The 20,824-nt window shown below is 73.1% G+C and carries 14 protein-coding genes; 9 read left to right on the forward strand and 5 right to left on the reverse strand.

Translation table 11 applies throughout. The features are described 5' to 3' along the window. Positions 1-17 precede the first annotated feature (17 nt). The 3 genes from ACH4MY_RS14990 (at position 18) to ACH4MY_RS15000 (ending at position 3,966) form a co-directional block, all read left to right on the forward strand. Complete coding sequence (locus tag ACH4MY_RS14990; RefSeq protein ID WP_398002560.1) at positions 18-1,436, forward strand: NAD(P)/FAD-dependent oxidoreductase; 1,419 nt, start codon at positions 18-20, stop codon at positions 1,434-1,436. Positions 1,437-1,560: 124 nt separating this feature from the next. After that, positions 1,561-2,031: a hypothetical protein gene (locus ACH4MY_RS14995; protein WP_398002563.1), complete on the forward strand. Its 471-nt coding sequence runs from the start codon at positions 1,561-1,563 to the stop codon at positions 2,029-2,031. A 135-nt stretch (positions 2,032-2,166) separates the two neighbouring features. After that, positions 2,167-3,966 carry a chitinase gene (locus tag ACH4MY_RS15000; RefSeq protein WP_398002566.1) on the forward strand — a complete coding sequence of 600 codons (1,800 nt, stop codon included), beginning with the start codon at positions 2,167-2,169 and terminating at the stop codon, positions 3,964-3,966. Positions 3,967-3,988: 22 nt separating this feature from the next. Here the strand turns inward: ACH4MY_RS15000 and ACH4MY_RS15005 are convergent, their stop codons facing one another. The 4 genes from ACH4MY_RS15005 to gabT all read right to left on the reverse strand — a co-directional run bounded on the left by ACH4MY_RS15005 (position 3,989) and on the right by gabT (position 10,063). After that, positions 3,989-5,299 (reverse strand): McrC family protein, encoded by a 1,311-nt coding sequence (locus ACH4MY_RS15005; protein WP_398002568.1) that lies wholly within the window; start codon positions 5,297-5,299, stop codon positions 3,989-3,991. Further along, a complete protein-coding gene (locus ACH4MY_RS15010) occupies positions 5,283-7,730 on the reverse strand; it encodes an McrB family protein (RefSeq protein ID WP_398002570.1) in 2,448 nt (815 codons plus the stop codon). The genes ACH4MY_RS15005 and ACH4MY_RS15010 overlap by 17 nt, the downstream gene beginning before the upstream one ends. An 18-nt stretch (positions 7,731-7,748) precedes the next feature. Beyond that, on the reverse strand, positions 7,749-8,285 hold the full coding sequence (locus ACH4MY_RS15015; RefSeq protein WP_398002573.1) for a phosphatase PAP2 family protein: 537 nt from the start codon (positions 8,283-8,285) through the stop codon (positions 7,749-7,751). Between the two features lie 443 nt (positions 8,286-8,728). Continuing rightward, positions 8,729-10,063, reverse strand: coding sequence for a 4-aminobutyrate--2-oxoglutarate transaminase (gene gabT, locus ACH4MY_RS15020; protein WP_398002576.1), 1,335 nt, complete (start codon positions 10,061-10,063; stop codon positions 8,729-8,731). A gap of 278 nt (positions 10,064-10,341) precedes the next feature. Between gabT and ACH4MY_RS15025 the strand changes: the two genes are divergently transcribed. Continuing rightward, positions 10,342-12,924 (forward strand): ATP/GTP-binding protein, encoded by a 2,583-nt coding sequence (locus ACH4MY_RS15025; RefSeq protein WP_398002579.1) that lies wholly within the window; start codon positions 10,342-10,344, stop codon positions 12,922-12,924. 232 nt (positions 12,925-13,156) lie between these two features. Next, on the forward strand, positions 13,157-14,710 hold the full coding sequence (locus ACH4MY_RS15030; protein ID WP_398002581.1) for a PucR family transcriptional regulator: 1,554 nt from the start codon (positions 13,157-13,159) through the stop codon (positions 14,708-14,710). A gap of 161 nt (positions 14,711-14,871) precedes the next feature. On the opposite strand, the gene ACH4MY_RS15035 is transcribed toward ACH4MY_RS15030, so the two are convergent. Next, positions 14,872-15,087, reverse strand: a complete 216-nt coding sequence (locus ACH4MY_RS15035) for a hypothetical protein (protein WP_398002584.1) — start codon at positions 15,085-15,087, stop codon at positions 14,872-14,874. A gap of 164 nt (positions 15,088-15,251) precedes the next feature. Here ACH4MY_RS15035 and ACH4MY_RS15040 point away from each other — a divergent pair, with 164 nt between their 5' ends. The 4 genes from ACH4MY_RS15040 (at position 15,252) to ACH4MY_RS15055 (ending at position 20,755) form a co-directional block, all read left to right on the forward strand. Continuing rightward, on the forward strand, positions 15,252-16,232 hold the full coding sequence (locus ACH4MY_RS15040; RefSeq protein ID WP_398002586.1) for an EamA family transporter: 981 nt from the start codon (positions 15,252-15,254) through the stop codon (positions 16,230-16,232). A gap of 263 nt (positions 16,233-16,495) precedes the next feature. Continuing rightward, entirely contained in the window at positions 16,496-17,941 is a 1,446-nt protein-coding gene (locus ACH4MY_RS15045) for an aldehyde dehydrogenase family protein (RefSeq protein WP_398002589.1), read from the forward strand. 143 nt (positions 17,942-18,084) lie between these two features. After that, complete coding sequence (locus tag ACH4MY_RS15050) at positions 18,085-20,007, forward strand: acyl-CoA dehydrogenase family protein (RefSeq protein WP_398002592.1); 1,923 nt, start codon at positions 18,085-18,087, stop codon at positions 20,005-20,007. Between the two features lie 112 nt (positions 20,008-20,119). Beyond that, positions 20,120-20,755, forward strand: a complete 636-nt coding sequence (locus ACH4MY_RS15055) for a PE-PGRS family protein (RefSeq protein WP_398002594.1) — start codon at positions 20,120-20,122, stop codon at positions 20,753-20,755. Positions 20,756-20,824: the final 69 nt, after the last annotated feature.

Raw genomic sequence — 20,824 nt, forward strand, 5'->3', positions numbered from 1 at the left:
CGAAGGAGTTGGAAACCATGGCCCCAGTCGCCATGCGTCTCGCTGCACAATCTCTCTCCGACGCCCAGCCCGTCCCCTTCTGGCTGGAAGACCCGGGCAAGCCCGGCGCCCTGCCCGCCCTCACCGGCACCGAGAAGTGCGATCTTCTCGTCGTCGGCGGCGGCTACAGCGGACTGTGGACCGCGCTCCTCGCCAAGGAGCGCGACCCCGCCCGGGATGTCGTACTGATCGAAGGCCGCGAGGTGGGCTGGGCCGCCTCGGGCCGCAACGGAGGCTTCTGCGCCGCCTCCCTCACCCACGGCTTCGGCAACGGACTCGCCCGCTGGCCGGGCGAGCTGCCGAAGCTGGAGGAGCTCGGCGAGCGCAACCTCGACGGCATCGAGGAGGCGGTCGCCCGCTACTCCCTGGACTGCGACTTCGAGCGCACCGGCGAGATCGACGTGGCCACCGAGCCGCACCAGCTCGAGGAACTCCACGAGATGTACGCGGAGATCGACCGGCTCGGCCTCGCGGACGGTCTCGAACTCCTCGACCGCGACGCCGTACGCGCCGAGGTCGACTCGCCGACCTTCCTCGGCGGCCTCTGGGACCGCCGCGGCGTCGCCATGCTCAACCCCGCCAAGCTGGCCTGGGGCCTGAAGCGGGCCTGCCAGGACCTCGGTGTCCGCATCTTCGAGAACACCCCGGGGCTCGAGCTGGTCTCCGTCGGCGCCGGCATGGGCGTGCGCACCCCGTACGGCAAGGTCGTCGCCCGCCGGGTCGCCCTCGGCACCAATGTCTTCCCGTCGCTGGTCAAGCGCGTCCGCGCGTACACCGTCCCGGTCTACGACTACGCCCTGATGACCGAGCCGCTCAGCCCCGAGCAGCTCGCCTCGGTCGGCTGGAAGAACCGGCAGGGCCTCGGCGACTCGGCCAACCAGTTCCACTACTTCCGGATCACCGCCGACCACCGCATCCTCTGGGGCGGCTACGACGCGATCTACCCCTTCGGCGGCAAGGTCAGCGCCGAGATGGACCACCGCCCGGAGACGTACCTCAAGCTCGCCGAGCACTTCTTCCACTGCTTCCCGCAGCTGGAGGGGCTGCGCTTCAGCCACGCCTGGGGCGGCGCCATCGACACCTGCTCCCGCTTCTCGGCCTTCTTCGGTACGGCGTACCAGGGCAAGGTGGCCTACGCGGCCGGGTTCACCGGCCTGGGCGTCGGCGCCACCCGCTTCGGCGGCGACGTGATGCTCGACCTGCTGGCGGGGGAGCGCACCGAGCGCACCGAGTTGGAGATGGTCCGCCACAAGCCGCTGCCCTTCCCGCCCGAGCCGATCGCCTGGGCCGGCATCGGCATCACCAAGTGGGCGATGGCGCGCGCCGACGAGAACGGCGGCCGGCGCAATCTGTGGCTGAAGGCGATGGACCGGATGGGGCTGGGCTTCGACAGCTGAGTCCCCACGAGTCCCTTGTGTGACCTACATCACAACTGATCGATAGCTGAAACCGCGTAAGAGCGGCCGCCCGAATCGCTCTCTCCGTACGGACACCGTGTCCACACGGAAGGAGACCGTTGCGATGACTGGTACGGGGGCCTCGGGCGCCAAGGGCGCGGTGGAGTGGCTGGCTTCGGTCGCGCCCGATCCCGACGCCTGCCGGTGGGAGTGGGAGCGCAACCCGCACGGGGTCGCGCTGCTGCCCGCCGGCAGGCGCTGGGACGTCCTGATCCTGCCGGCGGAGCTCGGGTACCCCACCCTCGACGTGCTGACCCGCCTGGTGGACCGGCCGGGTCCGGTCCTCGCCGACTTCGGCGACGCCAGGATGGGCTTCTTCGTCCCGCCCGGCACCGCGACCCGCTGGCTCGGAACCGGGGTGCGCGGCGCGGGGGCCGGGACCTGGATCGTGGTCCCGTACCCGGGCCGGGTGACCGGCGGGGTGCGCTGGCTGGTGGCGCCGGACGGCGTGGGCACCCTCACCGACGCCGCCCTCCTGGAGCTGGCGATGCACGAGGCGGCGGGGCGGATCGGGCGCGCGGGAGGAGCGGTGTAGGGGCGTGGTCCGTACGGTGGGCGGATCGCTTCGTCCGCCGTGCGGACGCTGGGGACAGAGGTCTTGACCACTTGATTGGTCTGGACCATGCTGAGCCGCGCTCCCACCTCGATTCCCCCATCCCCGGAGGCAGTTGTGGACCGCGCCAGACCTCTCACCCTGCTCCTCGCGGGTGTCCTCGCCGCCGGAGGACTCGCCGCACTCGGCCCCGCCGCCCAGGCCGCCGACGCCGAACTCGCCCGCAACGGCGGCTTCGAGGCCGGCCTCGACGGCTGGACCTGCACGGCGGGCAGTGGCACCGCCGTCACCTCGCCCGTCCACAGCGGGACGAAGGCGCTCCAGGCGACCCCCGCCGGCAGCGACAACGCCCGCTGCTCGCAGACCGTCACCGTCAAGCCCAACTCCGCCTACACGCTCAGCGGCTGGGTGCGCGGCAGCTACGTCTACCTCGGCGCCTCCGGCACCGGCACCACCGACGTCTCCACCTGGACCGGCTCCGCCCCCGACTGGCAGAAGCTCAGCACCTCGTTCACGACGGGCGCCTCGACCACCTCGGTCACCCTCTACACCCACGGCTGGTACGGCACCCCCGCCTACCAGGCCGACGACCTCTCCCTCGTCGGCCCCGGCGGCGACCCGGTACAGCTCCCGGCCGCCCCCGCCGGCCTCGCGGCGGGCTCCCCGACCTCCACCTCCGTGCCGCTGACCTGGTCCGCCGTCTCCGGCGCCACCTCGTACAACGTCTACCGGGGAACCACCAAGGTCCAGACGGTCGGCGGCACCTCGGCCACCGTCACCGGACTCACCGCCTCCACCGCGTACACCTTCCAGGTCAGCGCCGTGAACAGCGCCGGCGAGTCCGCGAAGTCGGCCACCGTGAGCGCGACGACGACCAGCGGCGGCGGGGGCGGCAACCCCGGGCTGCCCGCCCACGCCCTCGTCGGCTACCTCCACGCCAGCTTCGCCAACGGCTCCGGCTACACCCGGATGGCCGACGTCCCCGCCTCCTGGGACGTCATCAACCTCGCCTTCGGCGAGCCGACCTCGGTGACCTCCGGTGACATCCGCTTCAGCCTCTGCCCGGCCACCGAGTGCCCGAACGTGGAGTCCGTCGCCGAGTTCAAGGCCGCGATCAAGGCCAAGCAGGCCGCCGGCAAGAAGGTCCTGATCTCCATCGGCGGCCAGAACGGCCAGGTCCAGCTCTCCACCACGGCCGCCCGTGACACCTTCGTCTCCTCCGTCTCGAAGATCATCGACGAGTACGGCCTCGACGGCCTCGACATCGACTTCGAGGGCCACTCGCTGTCGCTCCAGACCGGCGACAACGACTTCCGGAGCCCGACGAGCCCGGTCATCGTCAACCTGATCTCCGCCGTGAAGACGCTCAAGGCCAAGTACGGCCAGAACTTCGTCCTGACGATGGCCCCCGAGACCTTCTTCGTCCAGCTCGGCTACCAGTACTACGGCTCCGGCCCCTGGGGCGGCCAGGACCCGCGCGCCGGCGCCTACCTGCCGGTCATCCACGCCCTGCGCGACGACCTCACCCTGCTGCACGTCCAGGACTACAACTCGGGCTCCATCATGGGCCTGGACAACCAGTACCACTCCATGGGCGGCGCCGACTTCCACATCGCCATGACCGACATGCTCCTCACCGGCTTCCCCGTCGCCGGCAACACCGAGCGCTTCTTCCCGGCCCTCCGCGCCGACCAGGTCGCGATCGGCCTCCCGGCCTCCACCCAGGCGGGCAACGGCCACACGGCCCCCGCCGAGGTGAACAAGGCCCTGGACTGCCTGACGAAGAAGGTCAACTGCGGCTCCTACCAGACCCACGGCACCTGGCCCGCCCTGCGCGGCCTGATGACCTGGTCGATCAACTGGGACCGCTACAACCAGTGGCAGTTCTCGCAGAACTTCGACGCGTACTTCCCGTAGAGCCGCCGACCGGAACCACCGGTCAGCCCAGTACCTCGCCGAACAGCCGGGCCGGAGCCTTCACGGGTTCCGGCCCGGCCAGTTCGCCGAGGACCGCCCGCAGATCCACCGGCACCGCCCGTACGACCGCGGACACCCCGCCGTCCGCACCCCGCACGGACACCGTCGCCCCGGACGCACCCGCGTCCCCCGGATGGACCAGCGAACACCGCCCCGGACTGCCCGACAGCGCGTGGGCGTAGAGAAACGCCTGGTACAGGTCCTGCGTGGAGAGCTTCCGCCGGTCGTACAGCTTGTACTTCACGTCCACGGGCAGCCGGAACGGAGCGCCGTCCCGGGTCCCCGAGATCAGCACGTCAGGACGCACCTCGGAGTACGGCGCCCCCGTCACCTCGTCGAAGAGCACCCGCCGCTGCCGCGACTGCGCGTCGGCGCGCACCCCGGCGGCTGCCGCACCCTCCCGCAGCAGCCGGGTCACGAAGGCCTCGAACAGCTGGTTCATGTCGACGAGGAAGGCCCGGGACGCCAGCGGTCCCGCGGTGAACAGATCCTGGATCCCGCCGCCCGAGAGCAGCAGCCGCGCCCAGAGGTGGGCGGGCCGGTAGTGCTCGTTCTGCCGGTGATAGACCAGCTGGGAGACCGCCGACCGCAGGTCTCCCAACGGACCCGGCGCGTACCCCGCGAAGCGTGCCGCCGCGCGCCGAGCCCGGCTCCGCACCTCGGGGGAGCGCGCCGTGCGCGCCGCCCGCTCGACGGCGTGGGCGCACAGCCGGTTGTCGACGATGTCGGCGTCGTGCTCGTCGAACCGGCAGGCCAGCCGGTCCAGCCGGCCGTGGTGGCGGATCAGCTGCCGGTCGGGCAGCAGCCGGCCGCGCACGACGGGCAGATCGTCCTCCCGTGTGAGGTAGTCGCCGCGGACGCCGTGACGAAGCAGCCGCTCGGCGTGCTCGGTCACCATCAGCGCGACGAGATCCCGCAGATGGGGGGTGCCGCCGGTGAAGTCCTGCCCCAGCGGAAGGGCGGCGCCCGTGCCGCCCCAGGCGTAGTCGAGCATCCGCAGCACGTCGAGGTCCCCGCCGAGGTACTTCGGCAGCACGCGCAGCTCGCAGGCGTCGAGCCGGACGACGCCGACGTACGGTCCTGCGGTCACCTCCAGCCGGTCACCCGTCAGTTCCCGCACGCGCAGCCGTCCGTCGAGCGCGCGGTCCTCCAGGAGCCGCCGGTCGGCGTCGGTCAGACGGATGCCGGGGAGGACGTGCTGCCCGTACTCGCGCAGGACGTACCGCGCGTTCTCCCGGGGGACGGACCGTCCGTGCTCACGCGGGGTCGGCATCGGCGTCGACCTGGAGCTCGGAGTACAGCGCGGACACGAGCTTCTCGTCGTCGAGCTCGCGCAGACAGTGGTTCACGGGATCGACGACGGCCTCACCGAGGAACGAGGTCAGCAGCCCGTAGTCGTCGTACGCGTACTCCTGGAGCAGCGGCATGATCTCGTCCCGGACGATCGCGGCCAGCTCCTGCGCCGTCGCCACCGGTTCTCCCCCGGGCAGCAGGAAGGCGTGGCCGATCTGCTTCTCCCGGTCCAGTGTCCTGCGGACCCGCGCGTTGAGCGCCTCCAGGAACACGCCCAGGTCGAGCTGGTCGACGTTGAAGCCGTGCAGGGGCCTCGCGTCGGGGAGCAGCTCCACGAACGCGAAGCGACGGCGTATCGCGGAGTCGAGCATCCGGATGGACCGGTCGGCGGTGTTCATGGTGCCGAGCAGCAGCACGTTGCGCGGGACGGCGAACGGCCGCTCGCTCAGCGGGAGCGTGACGGACAGCCCGCGCTTGTCCTTCTCCAGGACGGTGATCAGTTCGCCGAGGACCTTCGGCACGTTGCCCCGGTTGAACTCGTCGACGATCACGAGGTACGTGTGGTCGGGATCCTCCGCCGCCTGCTCGCAGACGCGCTTGAAGACACCCGCGCGGGGTTCCAGGGCCAGCCCCGTCTGTCCCTTCACCGGCCTCAGGCCCTCGACGAAGTCCTCGTACCCGTAACTGGGGTGGAAGGTGACGAGGGTGAGCCGGCCGGCGTCCTGGAGCGCCTTCAGGGTCGCGCGGTACTCGGCGCTCTCCGGCTCGGCCCAGGGGGTGAGGCCGGGGAGGTCGTCGGAGAGCGCGCCGAGCCGCTGCACGGCGTAGCGCAGGGCCTGGTAGGTCTTCCCGGTGCCCGGCGGGCCGTACAGGATCGCCTGGCCCCGGCGGGTCAGCGCGTCGTCGACGCGCCGCAGTTCGGGGTCGAGCGGCTGGAGGGCGGGGGTGTCCTCGACGGGCTCGGCGTCCGGTTCCTCCAGGGCCCCGCGCTTCAGCTGTTCGGCGCGCAACTGCTTGATCTTCGTCCAGAACGCGGGCTTGACCTCGGCGATCCGGTCCGGCCTCCATCCCGGTACCGGGCGGTCGAGGGCCACCTGGTGGGACGGGTCCCACTCCACCGAGACGGTGTGCCGGCGGTCCGGCCGCTCGGGCCGCCAGCAGTAGCCGTCCCCGGTGACGCGGCCGACCGCGAGGATCCGGTCGCCGGCGGAGTGCCCGAGGACGCGGTCGCCGGGCCGCATCTCCAGAAGCCGCCAGACGTCGGCCGCGTCCCGCGCGTCCTGTGCCGGGAACCGGTCGCGTACGGCCCTGGCGAACTCCTCCTTGTCGGCGAAGTCGTGCAGATCGCCGAGTGCGTCGAAGCCGACGGCCGCGTAGCCCTCCGCGAGACCTTCCGGCCCGAGGCCGGCGTCGGGGTGGACGCCCATGGCGAACACGCGGGGCGCCACCCGCGGCGGAGCCCACCACGCCAGGAAGCGGTAGACGAGCGGGGTCGGCCAGTCCTTCAGCCGGGGGTGCTGCCTCACCAGCCACCGCAGGTACTCCTTGCGGGCGAAGGGGCGCATCCGCGCCGGCACGTCGTCCGAGAGCATCGCGATGTAGTGCCGGGTGTAGCTGTCCGCGTACACAGGGACGATCGCGTCCGGTGCGTAGATCCGCAGGGTCTTGGCGATCAGCGTGTTCGCCGCCCGGACGGCGACGATGTCGTCGATGTCCCCGACCCTGCCGTCGTGGGCCGCCGTCACGGCGTCGACGATGCCCTGCCGTACCGCGCTCCAGGCGGTGGCCGGGTCCGGGTAGCCGGAGTCGTGCCACCAGCGGCCGTCGTCCCGGCGGTAGATCAGGTGCTTCATGGCGGAGCCGCCGGTGATGCTGCCCAGCTCGCCGCTGCCGTACTCCAGCGCGTGGCAGTACGGCGGGGGGAGATCGGGACGGATCTTGTGGACGCCGAGGGCGTAGCGATCCAGCTCCAGGCCGGGCCACGCTTCGAGGGGGAACTCGCGTCGGATCTCCTCGGCCCGGCGGTCCGCGGCGTCGAGGGCGTCCCTGTGCCGCTCGACGTCGAACGCGTCGAGGGCCTCGTCGAGGGGCCAGTAGGGCAGACCGTCGGCGTGGTCGTTCGCGACGGGCCGCAGGGCGCAGGAGCAGACGCCCTTCAGAGGCCTGTTCCGGCCGTTCAGCAGGGCTACGGACGCGGACCAGCCCACCGGGTCCTCGGCGTCGAGCAGCCGACGCCAGGTCAGACCGTCCTTGTCGGCGTACCGGTCGAGGTCCCCGGAGTCCGTCAGATGGGCGCAGCCGGGATCATGATGGATCTTGGAACCCTGGGCCGGGAGGATGATCTGCCCGCCCGACGGCCTCAGTTCGTGGGCGCGCCCGTCGAACGTGACCGAGAACCGCGTACCCGCCATCCGTGTCCCCCCGGAGTCTCACTCCCGCGCGCCCGCCGCGCGGCCCGGACGACCGTACCGCGCCGCCAGGACCGGCCACCGCAGCAGAGGGAGACAGAGGGCGAGCGAGGCCACGACGTCCAGCGGCCAGTGGTAGCCCCGCAGGATCAGCCCGGTCCCCGTCACCGCCGTCAGTACGGCGGCGACGGGGATCAGTCGGTTCGAGACCAGGATGGCCGCGCCGAAGTAGGCGACGGCGGCGGTGGCCGTGTGGCCCGAGGGGTAGTAGCCGTGGGCCCAGGGCTCCAGGGGGCCGGGGCGGGCCGTCCACTCCTTCAGGGGAATCACCAGGAGTGGTACCAGGGCCATCGCGAGGCCCGCGCACAGGGCGGCGGCGCGCCGGCCGCGCCATACCGCGTACGCCATCGCGCAGCCGAGGACGGGGAGGGCGACGGTCATGTTGCCGAGGTCGGAGGCGAGTTCCGTGAGGGGCCGGGGGACCGTGTCCACCAGGGCCCGGGACACCCGCTCGTCGAGCCTGGCCAAGGGGCCGTGGACGAGCACCTGCCAGGTCACGACGACGAGGGCGACGAGCGCCGAGAAGAGAGCCGGCCGCCCTGGAACAGGGGGGGTGGTTCCAGGGCGGCCGAGGAGATCGGGTCGCCGCGCGCCCCGGGGGGTGTGGGGCGGGCGGCCGTCCGATCGGTGAGGAGGCCCGGAGCACGAGGCCCCGGTGGTGTGCGCGACGGCACGGTGTGGGCGGGGCTGGGGAGGCTCCGCCCGGGGTGTTTCTCTCATCTGCAGAAACCGTACGTCAGAGAAGAGGGGACCGACAGCCGGAAACCCATCCCGCCATCGGCCCCCCACAGAGTCTTCACACGGAGTGTCAGATCCACGATCCGGTCGGAGACCGGGTCCGGACCCGCTCCCGAGGGACCCCGATCGGACCGTCGTCGGATTCCGGTCAGACCTTGATTGGATTCCGACCAAGGTCCGACCGGGCATCGATCAACACCTGATCAGATCTGGGCGAACGCGTTCTCGATGACGTCGAGGCCCTCGTTCAGCAGGTCCTCGCCCATGACCAGCGGCGGCAGGAAGCGCAGCACGTTGCCGTAGGTGCCACAGGTCAGGACCAGCACGCCCTCGGCGTGGCAGGCCTTCGCCAGCGCGGCGGCGGCCTCCGCGTACGGCTCCTTCGTCACCGGGTCCCTGACCAGCTCGATGGCGATCATGGCGCCGCGGCCGCGGATCTCGCCGATGGCGGGGAACTTCTCCTGCATGGCGGTGAGGCGGGCCTTCATGACCTCCTCGATGCGCTTGGCCTTGGCGTTGAGGTCGAGCTCCTTCATCGTCTCGATGGAGCCCAGCGCGGCGGCGCAGGCCACCGGGTTGCCGCCGTAGGTGCCGCCCAGACCGCCGCCGTGGACGGAGTCCATGATCTCGGCGTGGCCGGTGACGGCGGCGAGCGGCAGACCGCCCGCGATGCCCTTGGCGGTGGTGATGAGGTCCGGGACGATGCCCTCGTCCTCGCACGCGAACCACTGGCCGGTACGGCAGAAGCCGGACTGGATCTCGTCGGCGACGAAGACGATGCCGTTGTCGTTGGCGAACTTCACGATCGCCGGCAGGAAGCCCTTGGCCGGCTCGATGAAGCCGCCCTCGCCGAGGACCGGCTCGATGATGATCGCGGCGACGTTGTCGGCGCCGATCTGCTTGTTGATGTTGTCGATCGCCTGGGCGGCGGCCTCGGGGCCGCAGTTCTCGGCACCGGTGGGCCAGCGGTAGCCGTAGGCCACCGGCACGCGGTAGACCTCGGGCGCGAACGGACCGAAGCCCTGCTTGTACGGCATGTTCTTCGACGTCAGGGCCATCGTGAGGTTCGTACGGCCGTGGTAGCCGTGGTCGAAGACGACGACGGCCTGGCGCTTGGTGTACGAACGGGCGATCTTGACCGCGTTCTCGACGGCCTCGGCGCCGGAGTTGAACAGCGCGGACTTCTTGGCGTGGTCGCCCGGGGTCAGCTCGGCGAGCGCCTCGCAGACCTCCACGTAACCCTCGTACGGCGTCACCATGAAACAGGTGTGGGTGAAGTCCTGGAGCTGCGCGGAGGCGCGGCGCACGACGGCCTCGGCGGAGGCGCCGACCGAGGTCACGGCGATGCCGGAGCCGAAGTCGATCAGACGGTTGCCGTCGACGTCCTCGATGATGCCGCCGCCGGCCCGCTTCGTGAAGACGGGGAGCGTGGAGCCCACGCCACCGGCGACCGTGTCGAGACGGCGGGCCTGAAGCTCCTGCGACTTCGGACCGGGGATGGCGGTGACGATGCGCCGCTCCTGCGGGACAGCGTTCATGCGGGACTCCTGGGGTGTTCTGGACGCACTTGCGGGTTTCCTCCGCAGGCTAGGTGCGGGGGAGGCGCGGAGGCATGCGCCGATCGGGAGTGGTGGTGGGTGTGTCGTTGTCCGGGATGGATATGACGGGCCCGGTTACGCGCCTCGGGAGCGTCTCGTGCCCGCGTCCGCGGGTACGCGGGCACACGGGTGGGTGAAACCCCTCCGGGGCGTCCCCGGCCCACTAGATTGACGGTGGCACAGAGACGGCGACCTGGCTGTTCAGGGGGCAGGGGTTCATGGAGACCGACGGCACGTACGAGTCGCGCGACCCGTTCGGCGGTGCGGCACCACCCCCCGTACCGCCGCCCGCGAAGGAGTTCCCGCCGGTGCCGCGCCCGGCGGGACCGCCGTCGCCGGGGCGTCCACCGGCCGCTCCGCCGTCCGCCGGCCGGGCCGGGCGACCGGCCGCCGGGGGCGCGTCCGCCGGTCCGCCCACGGGTCCGCCCACCGGTCCGTCCGCCGGGCTCCCGCCCGTACCGCCCGTTCCCGCGCACACCCCGGCCCCGGCCCCGGCCTCCGCCCCGGTGGTCCCGCCGCGGCCCGCCGACGCCCCCGGGGCACGCCACCCCGTCGTCGAGTGGCTGGACGCCCCGCGCACCGAGGCCGGTCTCGGCATCTGGCGGTTCCGGCACGTCCCGCCGCCGCCCGGCACGCCCGCGCGCCTCGCGCCCGCCACGGTCGCCGGGATGCTGATCCCCGTGGCCGTCGGCCTGCTCATCTGGTCCGCCTACCGGCGCGGCACGCTCCCGTACATGTACGCCGTGCTCCAGACCCTCACCCCCGGCGACTGGTGGTATCACGGCACCACCGCACCACGGGACTGGCACGGGGTCGCGGCGCACGACGTCTTCGGCGGCGCCGTCTTCGTCGGGCTCATCTGCGCGATCGCCGCGCTCGGCGCCTGGGGCAGGATCGTCCGCCACTACCTCGGCCGGTTCCGCGCACCCGTCCGCGCCGCGCTCGCGGGCGCCGGAGCCCTCATCGCCCTGGCGTTCGTCTGGCCGGAGGCCTTCGGACTCGGCTGGGACCCGCTGCCCGTCGCCTCGCCCGTGCTCTCCCTCGTCTCCCTCGTCGGGGGCGGCTACGACGTCCTGGAATCGCCCTTCCTCGTCTATCCGCTCTACGCGGCCGTCACCGCGCTCGTGGTGTGGCCCTTCGCCCGCGTCGGCGGATGGCCCGACCTCTACCGCGCCCGGCGCACCCGCTCCGCCACCGGTGCCACCGCACCGGCCCCCGCCGCCGCACCGGGCGTCCCCCGTTCCCAGTGGCCCGAGCTGCGGGAGGCGGGCGTGCACCGCGCGGCCGAGGTGCTCCACGGCGAACTGGTCACCGGCCGCATGAACGACGTCGACTGCGCCCGCCTCCGCCGCGCCTGGCGCGACACCGAACGGGACGCCGCACGCCGCGCCGCCCTCGTCGACAAGCTGGTCGAGCAGGGCGCCGCCGCGGGCGCCCACCCGTCCGGCGCCCGTGACCTGCCCCGCCGCTCGGCCACCCACGACCTGCTCGTGGACCAGGTCAGGATCGGCCGGTACGTGCCCGCCGAGCGCACCCCGGACGCCTACCACGGCGCCGGGCTCGCGCTCGACCCCGGACTCCTCGGCACCTCCCTCCTCGCGGTCGGCCCCTCCGGCGCCGGCAAGACCCGCGCGCTCGTCGCGCCCGTCGTCGAGGCGCTCACCCTCCAGGCGCTCACCGGCACCTGCGCCGTCGTCGCCGTCGGCGCCGCCTCGGCCCCGCTCGGTGCCGAAGAGGCGTACGACGTCGTCGTCCGGCTCGGCGACCCCGCCTCCCGGTACGACCTCGACCTGTACGCCGGGGCCACCGACCCCGACGAGGCCGCCGGCTTCCTCGCCGAAGGACTCGTCGGCGACCTGGAGGGCGTGGAGACCCGGCGCGCCGCCACCGTCCTCGCACAGCTCCTCGGCCCGTACCGGACCGCCTACGGCCGCTTCCCGACCGTCCCGGTCCTGCGCGAGCTGCTCGAAGCCCACGCCGAGACCCTCCGGGACCTGCTCGACCTGCTGCCGGCCGACGGAGCGCAGGCCATGCGCCGCGAGCTGGACTCCCGGATCCGCCAGGTCGGCACCGCGACCGATCTGGGCCCGGTGCTCGCCGACCGGCTCGCCGCCCTCGACCGGCCCGTCTTCGCCGAGTTCTTCGGCGGCGGCCGGGACACCCGGCCCTTCTCCCTCGCGGCCGTCGCCCAGCACCCGATGCGGGTGAGGATCAGCCTGCCGGAGGGCGGCCACGAGGAGGCCGCGCGGCTCCTGAACCGGCTGCTCCTCGCCCAGTTCCAGTCCGTCACCCGGGACCGGACCGGCCGCGGCCACGCCGCGTTCCTGGTGCTCGACGACGCGGCGAGCGCGCTCACGCCCGGGACCGTACGGGCGCTCCAGCGGCTGCGCCCGCAGAAGGCGGCCGTCGTGCTCGCCCTCCGTACCCTCGCGGAGGTGCCCGAGGCGCTGCACGGGCCGCTCCTCGCGGTGGTCGGCTGCCGGATGGCGTTCGCGGGGCTGCCCACCTGGGACGGCCGCGCCTTCGCCGAGGCGTGGGGCACCGAACGGGTGGAGACCACCGAGGTGGCCCACCACACCGTCTTCGCCGACCAGCCGATGACCCGGGCCTTCCACGCCCTGCGCAAACTGGTGACCGGCAAGGCCGTGACCACCGAGGCCGTCACCGTCCGGGAGGTGGAGCGGCAGCGCTGGTCGGCCTCCGACCTCGCCCACGCCGTGCCGCCGGGGCACGCCGTCCTCTCCCTCACCCATGTGCGCGGCGAGCACACACCGCCCCTGCTCGTCGACCTGCGCGGCTGACCCGCCCGGGCCGCCCGCCCGACCCGTGCCGCCGACGGGCGCCTCCGCTCGGCTCGCGTTCGGCTCCTGCTCGGCTCCCGCTCGGCTCGTGTTCGGCTCGCGAGGGCGAGCGGGCGTCCCAACGGCCCCGGCGCGGCCCGCGCGGCTGAGCGGGCGGCCATCCGCCCTGGCACAATCGGGGGCGCCGCTCGGCTGAGTGGCGCCCCCTCGCCCAAAGGTCCGACGGTCCCCAATGCCGCCCACCCTCGCCTCGCTCGTCCAGCACTCCTCCCTGAAGCTCGTCGTCCGGGCCGGTGAGGACCGCCTGGACACGCCTGTCCGCTGGGCGCACGTCAGCGAGCTCACCGACCCCGTCCCCTACATGGAGGGCGGCGAACTCCTCCTCACCACCGCGCTCACGCTCGACGCGGAGGACCTGGAGGCGATGCGCCGCTACGTACGGCGGCTGCTCGGCGCGGGAGTCGTCGGGCTCGGCTTCGCCGTGGGCGTCAACTACGAGGAGATCCCGGCCGCCCTCCTCGAGGCGGCCCGCGAGGAGCACCTGCCGCTCCTCGAAGTGCCGCGCCGGACCCCGTTCCTCGCCATCAGCAAGGCCGTGTCGGCCGCCATCTCCGCCGACCAGTACCGCGCCGTCACCGCCGGTTTCGAGGCGCAGCGCGAGCTCACCAGGGCCGCGCTCGCCGAGGGACCCGAGGCCGTCGTCGCCCGGCTCGCCGCGCACGTCGACGGCTGGGCCGCGCTCTACGACACCTCCGGCACGGTCGTCGCCGTCTCGCCCGACTGGGCGGCGCGCCGGGCCGCCCGGCTCACCCCCGACGTGGAGCGGCTGCGCGACCGGCCCACCCCCGCGAGCGCCGTCGTCGGCGGTACGGACGACCGCGTCGAACTCCAGTCGCTCGGCACCGGGCGCCGGGTCCGGGGCGCCCTCGCGGTCGGCACGGGCGCGCCCCTCGGGACGGCCGAGCGGTACGCCGTCCACTCGGCGATCGCCCTGCTCACCCTCACGACGGAACGGTCCCGTTCGCTCCAGGCGGCCGAACAGCGGCTCGGCGCGGCGGTCCTGCGGATGATGCTCGCGGGCCAGCCGGACCACGCGCGCGCGGTGGCGGGCGATGTGTACGGGGGGCTGCTCGACGCCCCCTTCCGGCTGCTCGTCGCCGAACCCGCCGGTGGCGACACCGCCGCCGAACCGGCCCTGCCGATCCTCGCCGAGGCCCTGGAGGCGGCGGCGGCCCGGGCGGGCGAGGCGGTGCTCGCCGTCCCCGAGAGCGAGCAGCGGCTCGTCGTCCTCGCCGCGGACGGCGGCGCGGTCGTCGCCGCCTGCGAGACGTACGCGGAGCGGGACGCGGAGGACGCCGGTGTGACCATCGGACTCTCGGCCCCCGCCGGGCCGATCGTGGCCGCCGCCGCGTACAAGCAGGCGGAGCAGGCGATCTCGGTGGCCAGACGGCGGGGGAAGGCGCTCGTGGAGCACGAGGACCTGGCGGCGGGCTCGGTCCTGCCGCTCCTCGCCGACGACGCCGTCCGCGCCTTCGCCGACGGGATGCTCCGCGCCCTCCGGGACCACGACGCGACGGGCCGGGGCGACCTGGTGGCCTCGCTGCGGGCCTGGCTCGGCCGGCACGGCCAGTGGGACGCGGCGGCGGCCGACCTGGGCGTCCACCGGCACACCCTGCGCTACCGGATGCGGCGGGTGGAGGAGATCCTCGGCCGCTCGCTCGACGACCCGGACGTACGGATGGAGTTGTGGCTGGCGTTGAAGGCGACGGCGGAGGGCACGGAGTAGCGGCCGGTCTCCGCGCGCACGCCGTCGCCCGGTGCTGGTGCTGGTGCTGGTGCCGGTGCTGGTGCCGGGCACCGGCCGACGTCCGTCGGCGCCGCTCGCCCTTGGCGGACGTCAGCCCTTGTCGGACGCTCGCCCTCGTCGGACGCCCGCCCCGTCCGCCGTCAGCTGCCGCCGCTGTCCCCGCCGGTGTCGCCGTTGTTGCCGTTGTTGCCGGATCCCGTGCTCCGGCGGTTGCTCTTCCCGACCGCCTTCGCGAGCTCCAGCGTGACGGCGGCGACCGCGCGGACCCACCGGGGTCCGCCGCGCGAGGCCCACACCACGCACACGCATCCTCCGACGACGAGCACGAGAACGCCGATCAAGGCGAGCTTCATCATGTGATTCCCCCTGGTTGTACGGAGCGGTGGTCGTGGTCCGCTGCGGTGCGCACATCCTGCCATTCCCCGGAAGGGACTCCGCACGGCCGCCCAACCGCTCCCGCCTGCCCGAACGCGGGCAGTTTTCTTGGTCGTCGGGCCTCCGACTCCTTACTCTCCTGCTCATGACAAGCCCCGCCGTCGATCCGGCCCCCGAGGCGCCCCGGAGCGCCTCCGAGCTCATCACCCCCGTCGCCGTCACCCCCGTCGTGCCCGCCCGCCGGATCACCGGAGCGGTGTGGGCCGCGCTCGGCATCGTCTACGTCGTGTGGGGTTCCACGTACCTCGGCATCCGGATCGCCGTCGAGACGATGCCGCCGTTCCTCTCCTCCGGCGCCCGCTTCATCACCGCCGGCCTGCTCCTCACCGGGATCATCGCCTGGCGCCAGGGCCCCGCGGCCCTCAAGGTCACCCGCCGGCAGCTCGGCTCGGCCGTCCTCGTCGGTCTGCTCCTGATACCCGGCGGCAACGGGCTCGTCGTCCTCGCCGAGACCTCCATCCCGTCCGGCCTGGCCGCCCTGCTCATCTCCGTCGTCCCCGCCTGGGTCGTGATCCTGAAGGCCACCACCGGGCAGCGGCCGACCGTCGGCGGGATCGCCGGTGTGCTCCTGGGTCTCGTGGGGCTCGCGGTGCTCACCCTGCCGGGGCTCAGCGGTGACGTGAAGGTGATCGGCGTCGTCCTCGTGGTGGTCGCGACGCTGCTGTGGTCCATCGGCTCGTTCTCCTCCGCGCGTCTCCCGATGCCCGCCAACCCCTTCACGGCCAGCGCGTACGAGATGATCGTGGGCGGTCTGGCCGGCCTCGCCATCGGCCTGGTCCGGGGCGAGCAGCACGGCCTCGACCTGGGCGACATCTCGGGCCGCTCCTGGGGCGCGCTCGCCTATCTGATCGTCTTCGGCTCCCTGATCGCCTTCACCGCGTACGCCTGGCTCCTCCAGGCCGCCCCGCTGTCGCTCGTCGCGACGTACGCGTACGTGAACCCCGTCGTCGCGGTCGCCCTCGGGGCCCTCGTCCTGAACGAGGCCCTGTCGTGGCCGATCGTGCTCGGCGGCGCGATCGTCGTCGGCGGTGTCTGTCTCATCGTCTCGACCGAACGGCGCGGTTGATCAACTCTCCCCTGCTCGCGGACCCGCTCCTGTACGGGGACCGGGTCGTCATCGCGCGCCGGGGTGACGAGGTGCGGCCAGTGGGGCCCTTCTCGGCGTACGAGCGCTGGTGACGGAAGGCCGTACCCGGGGCTCCTTCGGCCAAAGCGGACAGGGGCTCGCCCCCACCACTCCACACCGGACAAACGCCGCTTCGGCCTCCCGGCCCTAACGTGTCACGAGAGCAATCGCTCGCTCCCCGAAACGGAAAGGGCCGGGACGCAATGACGACCACCCACGCCTTCTGGCTCGCCGGCCGCGAGGCCACCGGCGAGGCCACCTTCGACGTCACGAACTCCTTCGACGGACGTCTGGTCGGCAAGGTCAGCGTGCCCACCGAGGCCCAGGTCGAGGAGGCCGTCGCCGCCGCGCACGCCGTCGTCGACGAGTTCGCCGCGACCCCGGCGCACGTGCGAGCCGCCGCCCTCGACCACGTGTCGAAGCGGCTCGCCGAGCGCACCGAGGAGATCGCCCTGGTGATCTCCGCCGAGAACGGCAAGCCCATCAAGTGGGCCCGCGGTGAGGTCGGCCGTGCCGTCTCCGTCTTCCGTTTCGCCGCCGAGGAGGCCCGCCGCTGGAACGCCGGCGAGGCCCAGCGCCTGGACACCGAGGCCGGCGGCGCGGGCCGCCTCGCCCTCACCCGCCGCATCCCCACGGGTGTCGTCCTCGGCATCGCGCCCTTCAACTTCCCGCTGAACCTCAGCGCCCACAAGGTCGCCCCGGCCATCGCCGTCGGCGCCCCGATCATCCTCAAGCCGGCCCCGTCGACCCCGATCTCCTCCCTGATCCTGGGCGAGATCCTGGCCGAGACCGACCTGCCGGCCGGCTCCTGGTCGATCCTGACCGTGCCGAACGACCGGATGCCCGCCCTCGTCAAGGACGAGCGCCTCCCGGTCATCTCGTTCACCGGCTCCGACAAGGTCGGCTACGCCATCCAGCAGTCGGTGCCCCACAAGCACTGCACCCTGGAGCTCGGCGGCAACGCCGCCGCCGTCGTCCTCCCCGACTGGTCCTCCGAGGAGGACCTGGACTGGGCGGCGAGCCGTATCGCCACCTTCTCCAACTACCAGGGCGGCCAGTCCTGCATCTCCGTCCAGCGCGTGATCGTCGACTCCTCCGTCCACGACCGCCTGCTGCCGAAGATCGTCGCCGCCGTCGAGGCCCAGGTCACCGGTGACCCGTCCGACGCCGCCACCGACGTCGGCCCGCTGGTCGACGAGGCCGCCGCCCAGCGCGTCGAGGCCTGGGTGGACGAGGCCGTCGCCGCCGGCGCCAAGCTCCTCGCGGGCGGCAAGCGCGAGGGCGCGACCTACGCCCCGACCGTGCTCACCGACCTCCCGGCGGACGTCACCCTGGCCCGCGCCGAGGTCTTCGGCCCGGTCCTGACCATCACCCGGGTGGACGGCGAGGCCGAGGCCTTCGCCGCGGTCAACGACTCGGACTTCGGCCTCCAGGCGGGTGTCTTCACCCACGACCTGCAGGCCGCCTTCCGCGCCCACCGCGCCCTGGAGGTCGGCGGCGTGATCGTCGGCGACGTCCCCTCGTACCGCGCCGACCAGATGCCGTACGGCGGCGCCAAGCGTTCCGGCGTCGGCCGCGAGGGCGTCAAGTACGCGATGGACGACTACACCTACGAGCGCGTGCTCGTCCTGACGGGCCTCGCCCTCTAAGGCGTACCGCCGCGCGACGCCCTCGGGCGCACGCCTCACGGACCAGGCGGTCCGAACCCACTGTGCGGGGGTTCGGGCCGCCTTTCGCCTGTCCGGACCTCCGGAAATCGGGTACGACGGACACAGAGACCGAGGAGGTGTCCATGTCCGCCCCCACCCAGCGGCCCAAGGTCACCGCGCACGAGGCCCGGCAGACCGCCGAGGCCGCACGTGAGCGTGACTGGCACAAGCCCAGCTTCGCCAAGGAACTCTTCCTCGGCCGGTTCCGGCTGGACCTCGTCCATCCCCACCCGCTCCCCGCCGAGGAGGACGCCCGGCGCGGCGAGGCCTTTCTGGCGTCCCTCCGCGACTTCTGCGAGACCCGGATCGACGGCGCCCGCATCGAACGCGAGGCCCGCATCCCCGACGAGACGCTCACCGGGCTGAAGGAGCTCGGCGCGCTGGGGATGAAGATCGACCGGAAGTACGGCGGCCTCGGCCTCACCCAGCTGTACTACAACCGCGCCCTCGCTCTCGTCGGCTCCGCCAGCCCCGCCGTCGGCGCCCTGCTCTCGGCGCATCAGTCGATCGGCGTACCGCAGCCGCTGAAAATCTTCGGCACCCAGGAGCAGAAGGACGCCTTCCTGCCCCGGCTCGCCCGTACCGACATCTCCGCCTTCCTGCTCACCGAGCCCGACGTCGGCTCCGACCCGGCGCGCCTCGCCACCACCGCCGTACCGGACGGGGACGCGTACGTCCTCGACGGTGTGAAGCTCTGGACCACCAACGGCGTCGTCGCCGACCTCCTCGTCGTCATGGCCCGCGTCCCGGTCTCGGAAGGCCACCCCGGCGGCATCACCGCCTTCGTCGTCGAAGCCGACTCGCCCGGCATCACCGTCGAGCACCGCAACGCCTTCATGGGCCTGCGCGGCCTGGAGAACGGCGTCACCCGCCTCCACTCCGTACGGGTGCCCGCGGCGAACCGGATCGGCGCCGAGGGCGCCGGCCTCAAGATCGCCCTCACCACCCTCAACACCGGCCGTCTCTCGCTCCCGGCGGTGTGCGCCGGAGCGGGGAAGTGGTGCCTGAGGATCGCCCGTGAATGGGCGGGCGTCCGTGAGCAGTGGGGCGGGCCGGTCGCCCGGCACGAGGCCGTCGGCACCAAGATCTCCTTCATCGCGGCCACCACCTTCGCCCTGGAGGCGGTCGTCGACCTGGCCTCCCAGATGGCCGACGAGGACCGCAACGACATCCGCATCGAGGCCGCCCTCGCCAAGCTGTACGGCTCCGAGATGGCCTGGCTCATCGCCGACGAGCTCGTCCAGATCCGGGGCGGCCGCGGCTACGAGACCGCCGACTCGCTCGCCGCCCGCGGCGAACGCGCGGTCCCCGCCGAGCAGGTCCTGCGCGATCTCCGGATCAACCGGATCTTCGAGGGCTCGACCGAGATCATGCATCTGCTGATCGCCCGCGAGGCCGTCGACGCCCACCTCTCCGTCGCCGGGGACCTCATCGACCCCGGGAAGTCCCTCTCCGAGAAGGCGAAGGCCGGCGCGCGGGCCGGCGGCTTCTACGCCCGCTGGCTGCCCGGACTCGTCACGGGACCAGGGCAGCGGCCGGGGGCGTACGGGGAGTTCGGCGGCCTCGCCGTCCACCTCCGGTACGTCGAGCGGACCTCCCGCAAGCTCGCCCGCTCCACCTTCTACGCGATGTCCCGCTGGCAGGGCCGGATGGAGCTCAAGCAGGCCTTCCTCGGCCGGATCGTCGACATCGGCGCCGAGCTCTTCGCGATGAGCGCCGCCTGCGTGCGGGCCGAACTGCTCCGTACCACCGGCGACCACGGCCGTGAGGCGCACCAGCTCGCGGACGCCTTCTGCCACCAGGCCCGGCTGCGGATCGAGGAGCTCTTCGGGCGCCTCTGGTCCAACACCGACGACCTCGACCGACGGGTCGTCGACGGGGTCCTCGCCGGCCGCTACACCTGGCTGGAGGAGGGCATCGTCGACCCGGGCGACGACGGCCCCTGGATCGCGGACGCCACCCCCGGCCCCTCGACCGAGGAGGACGTCCACCGCCGCGTCCCCTGACCGCCCGGCGCGTCGCTCGGCCGCTTGGAGCAGCTCCGGTGGTCGCCGTCCGGGGCCGCTCCTGGCGTCGGTGGAGCAACTCCACGAACACCGGGACACCAGGAGACCCACGATGGCGGACACCGACGCGATGGCCGAGACGGCCCCGGACGACACCAGTGGCCTGGTCGGACTGGGGGTGACCGGAGTCGCCGGATACGCCCGGCCGGCCCCCCGGGACGAGGCCAAGGAACGGGAGACACGCGCGGGCGTCCTCGGCGTCGGCGACGCCGGCGCGCACTCCCCGGGAGTGGCCGGTTTCGGCGAGATCGGCGTGATCGGCAGAGGGACCCAGTGCGGTGTGCGCGGCCGCGGGGAGACCGGTGTGCGGGGCGAGACGCTCTTCAGCGAAGGCGTTCACGGGGTGTCGAAGGCGACCGGCGCGGGAGTCGTGGGGGAGAGCAAGGACGGCCCCGGAGTCATGGCCCAGAGCCAGGGCGACGTCGGTCTCCGCGCCGAGTCCGCGGCGGAGGTCGGCGGACTCTTCGGTTCCGCGAAGGCCGCGCAGATCGAGCTCGTGCCGCTGCGGGCCGAACCCCCGGAGACCACCGCCCGGCTGCCCGAGGCGGGACGGCTCGGACAGCTCGCCGCCCTCAGCGACGACACCGTGACCTGCCGCCTCTACCTGTGCGTCGAGGCGCGGGAGGGGACTCCGGCCAAATGGGCCGAGGTCCGGCTGGGCGACCCGATCGAGAGCCGCCCGTCCTAGGGGGTGTCCTGCCCCGCCCGGGGGATGCCCCGCTCACCGGCCCCCCGCTCACCGGCCCCCGCTCACCGG

Origin of the sequence: Streptomyces sp. NPDC017246 (genome assembly GCF_044331325.1) — a bacterium.
In the GTDB taxonomy this organism is placed as follows: Bacteria; Actinomycetota; Actinomycetes; order Streptomycetales; family Streptomycetaceae; genus Streptomyces.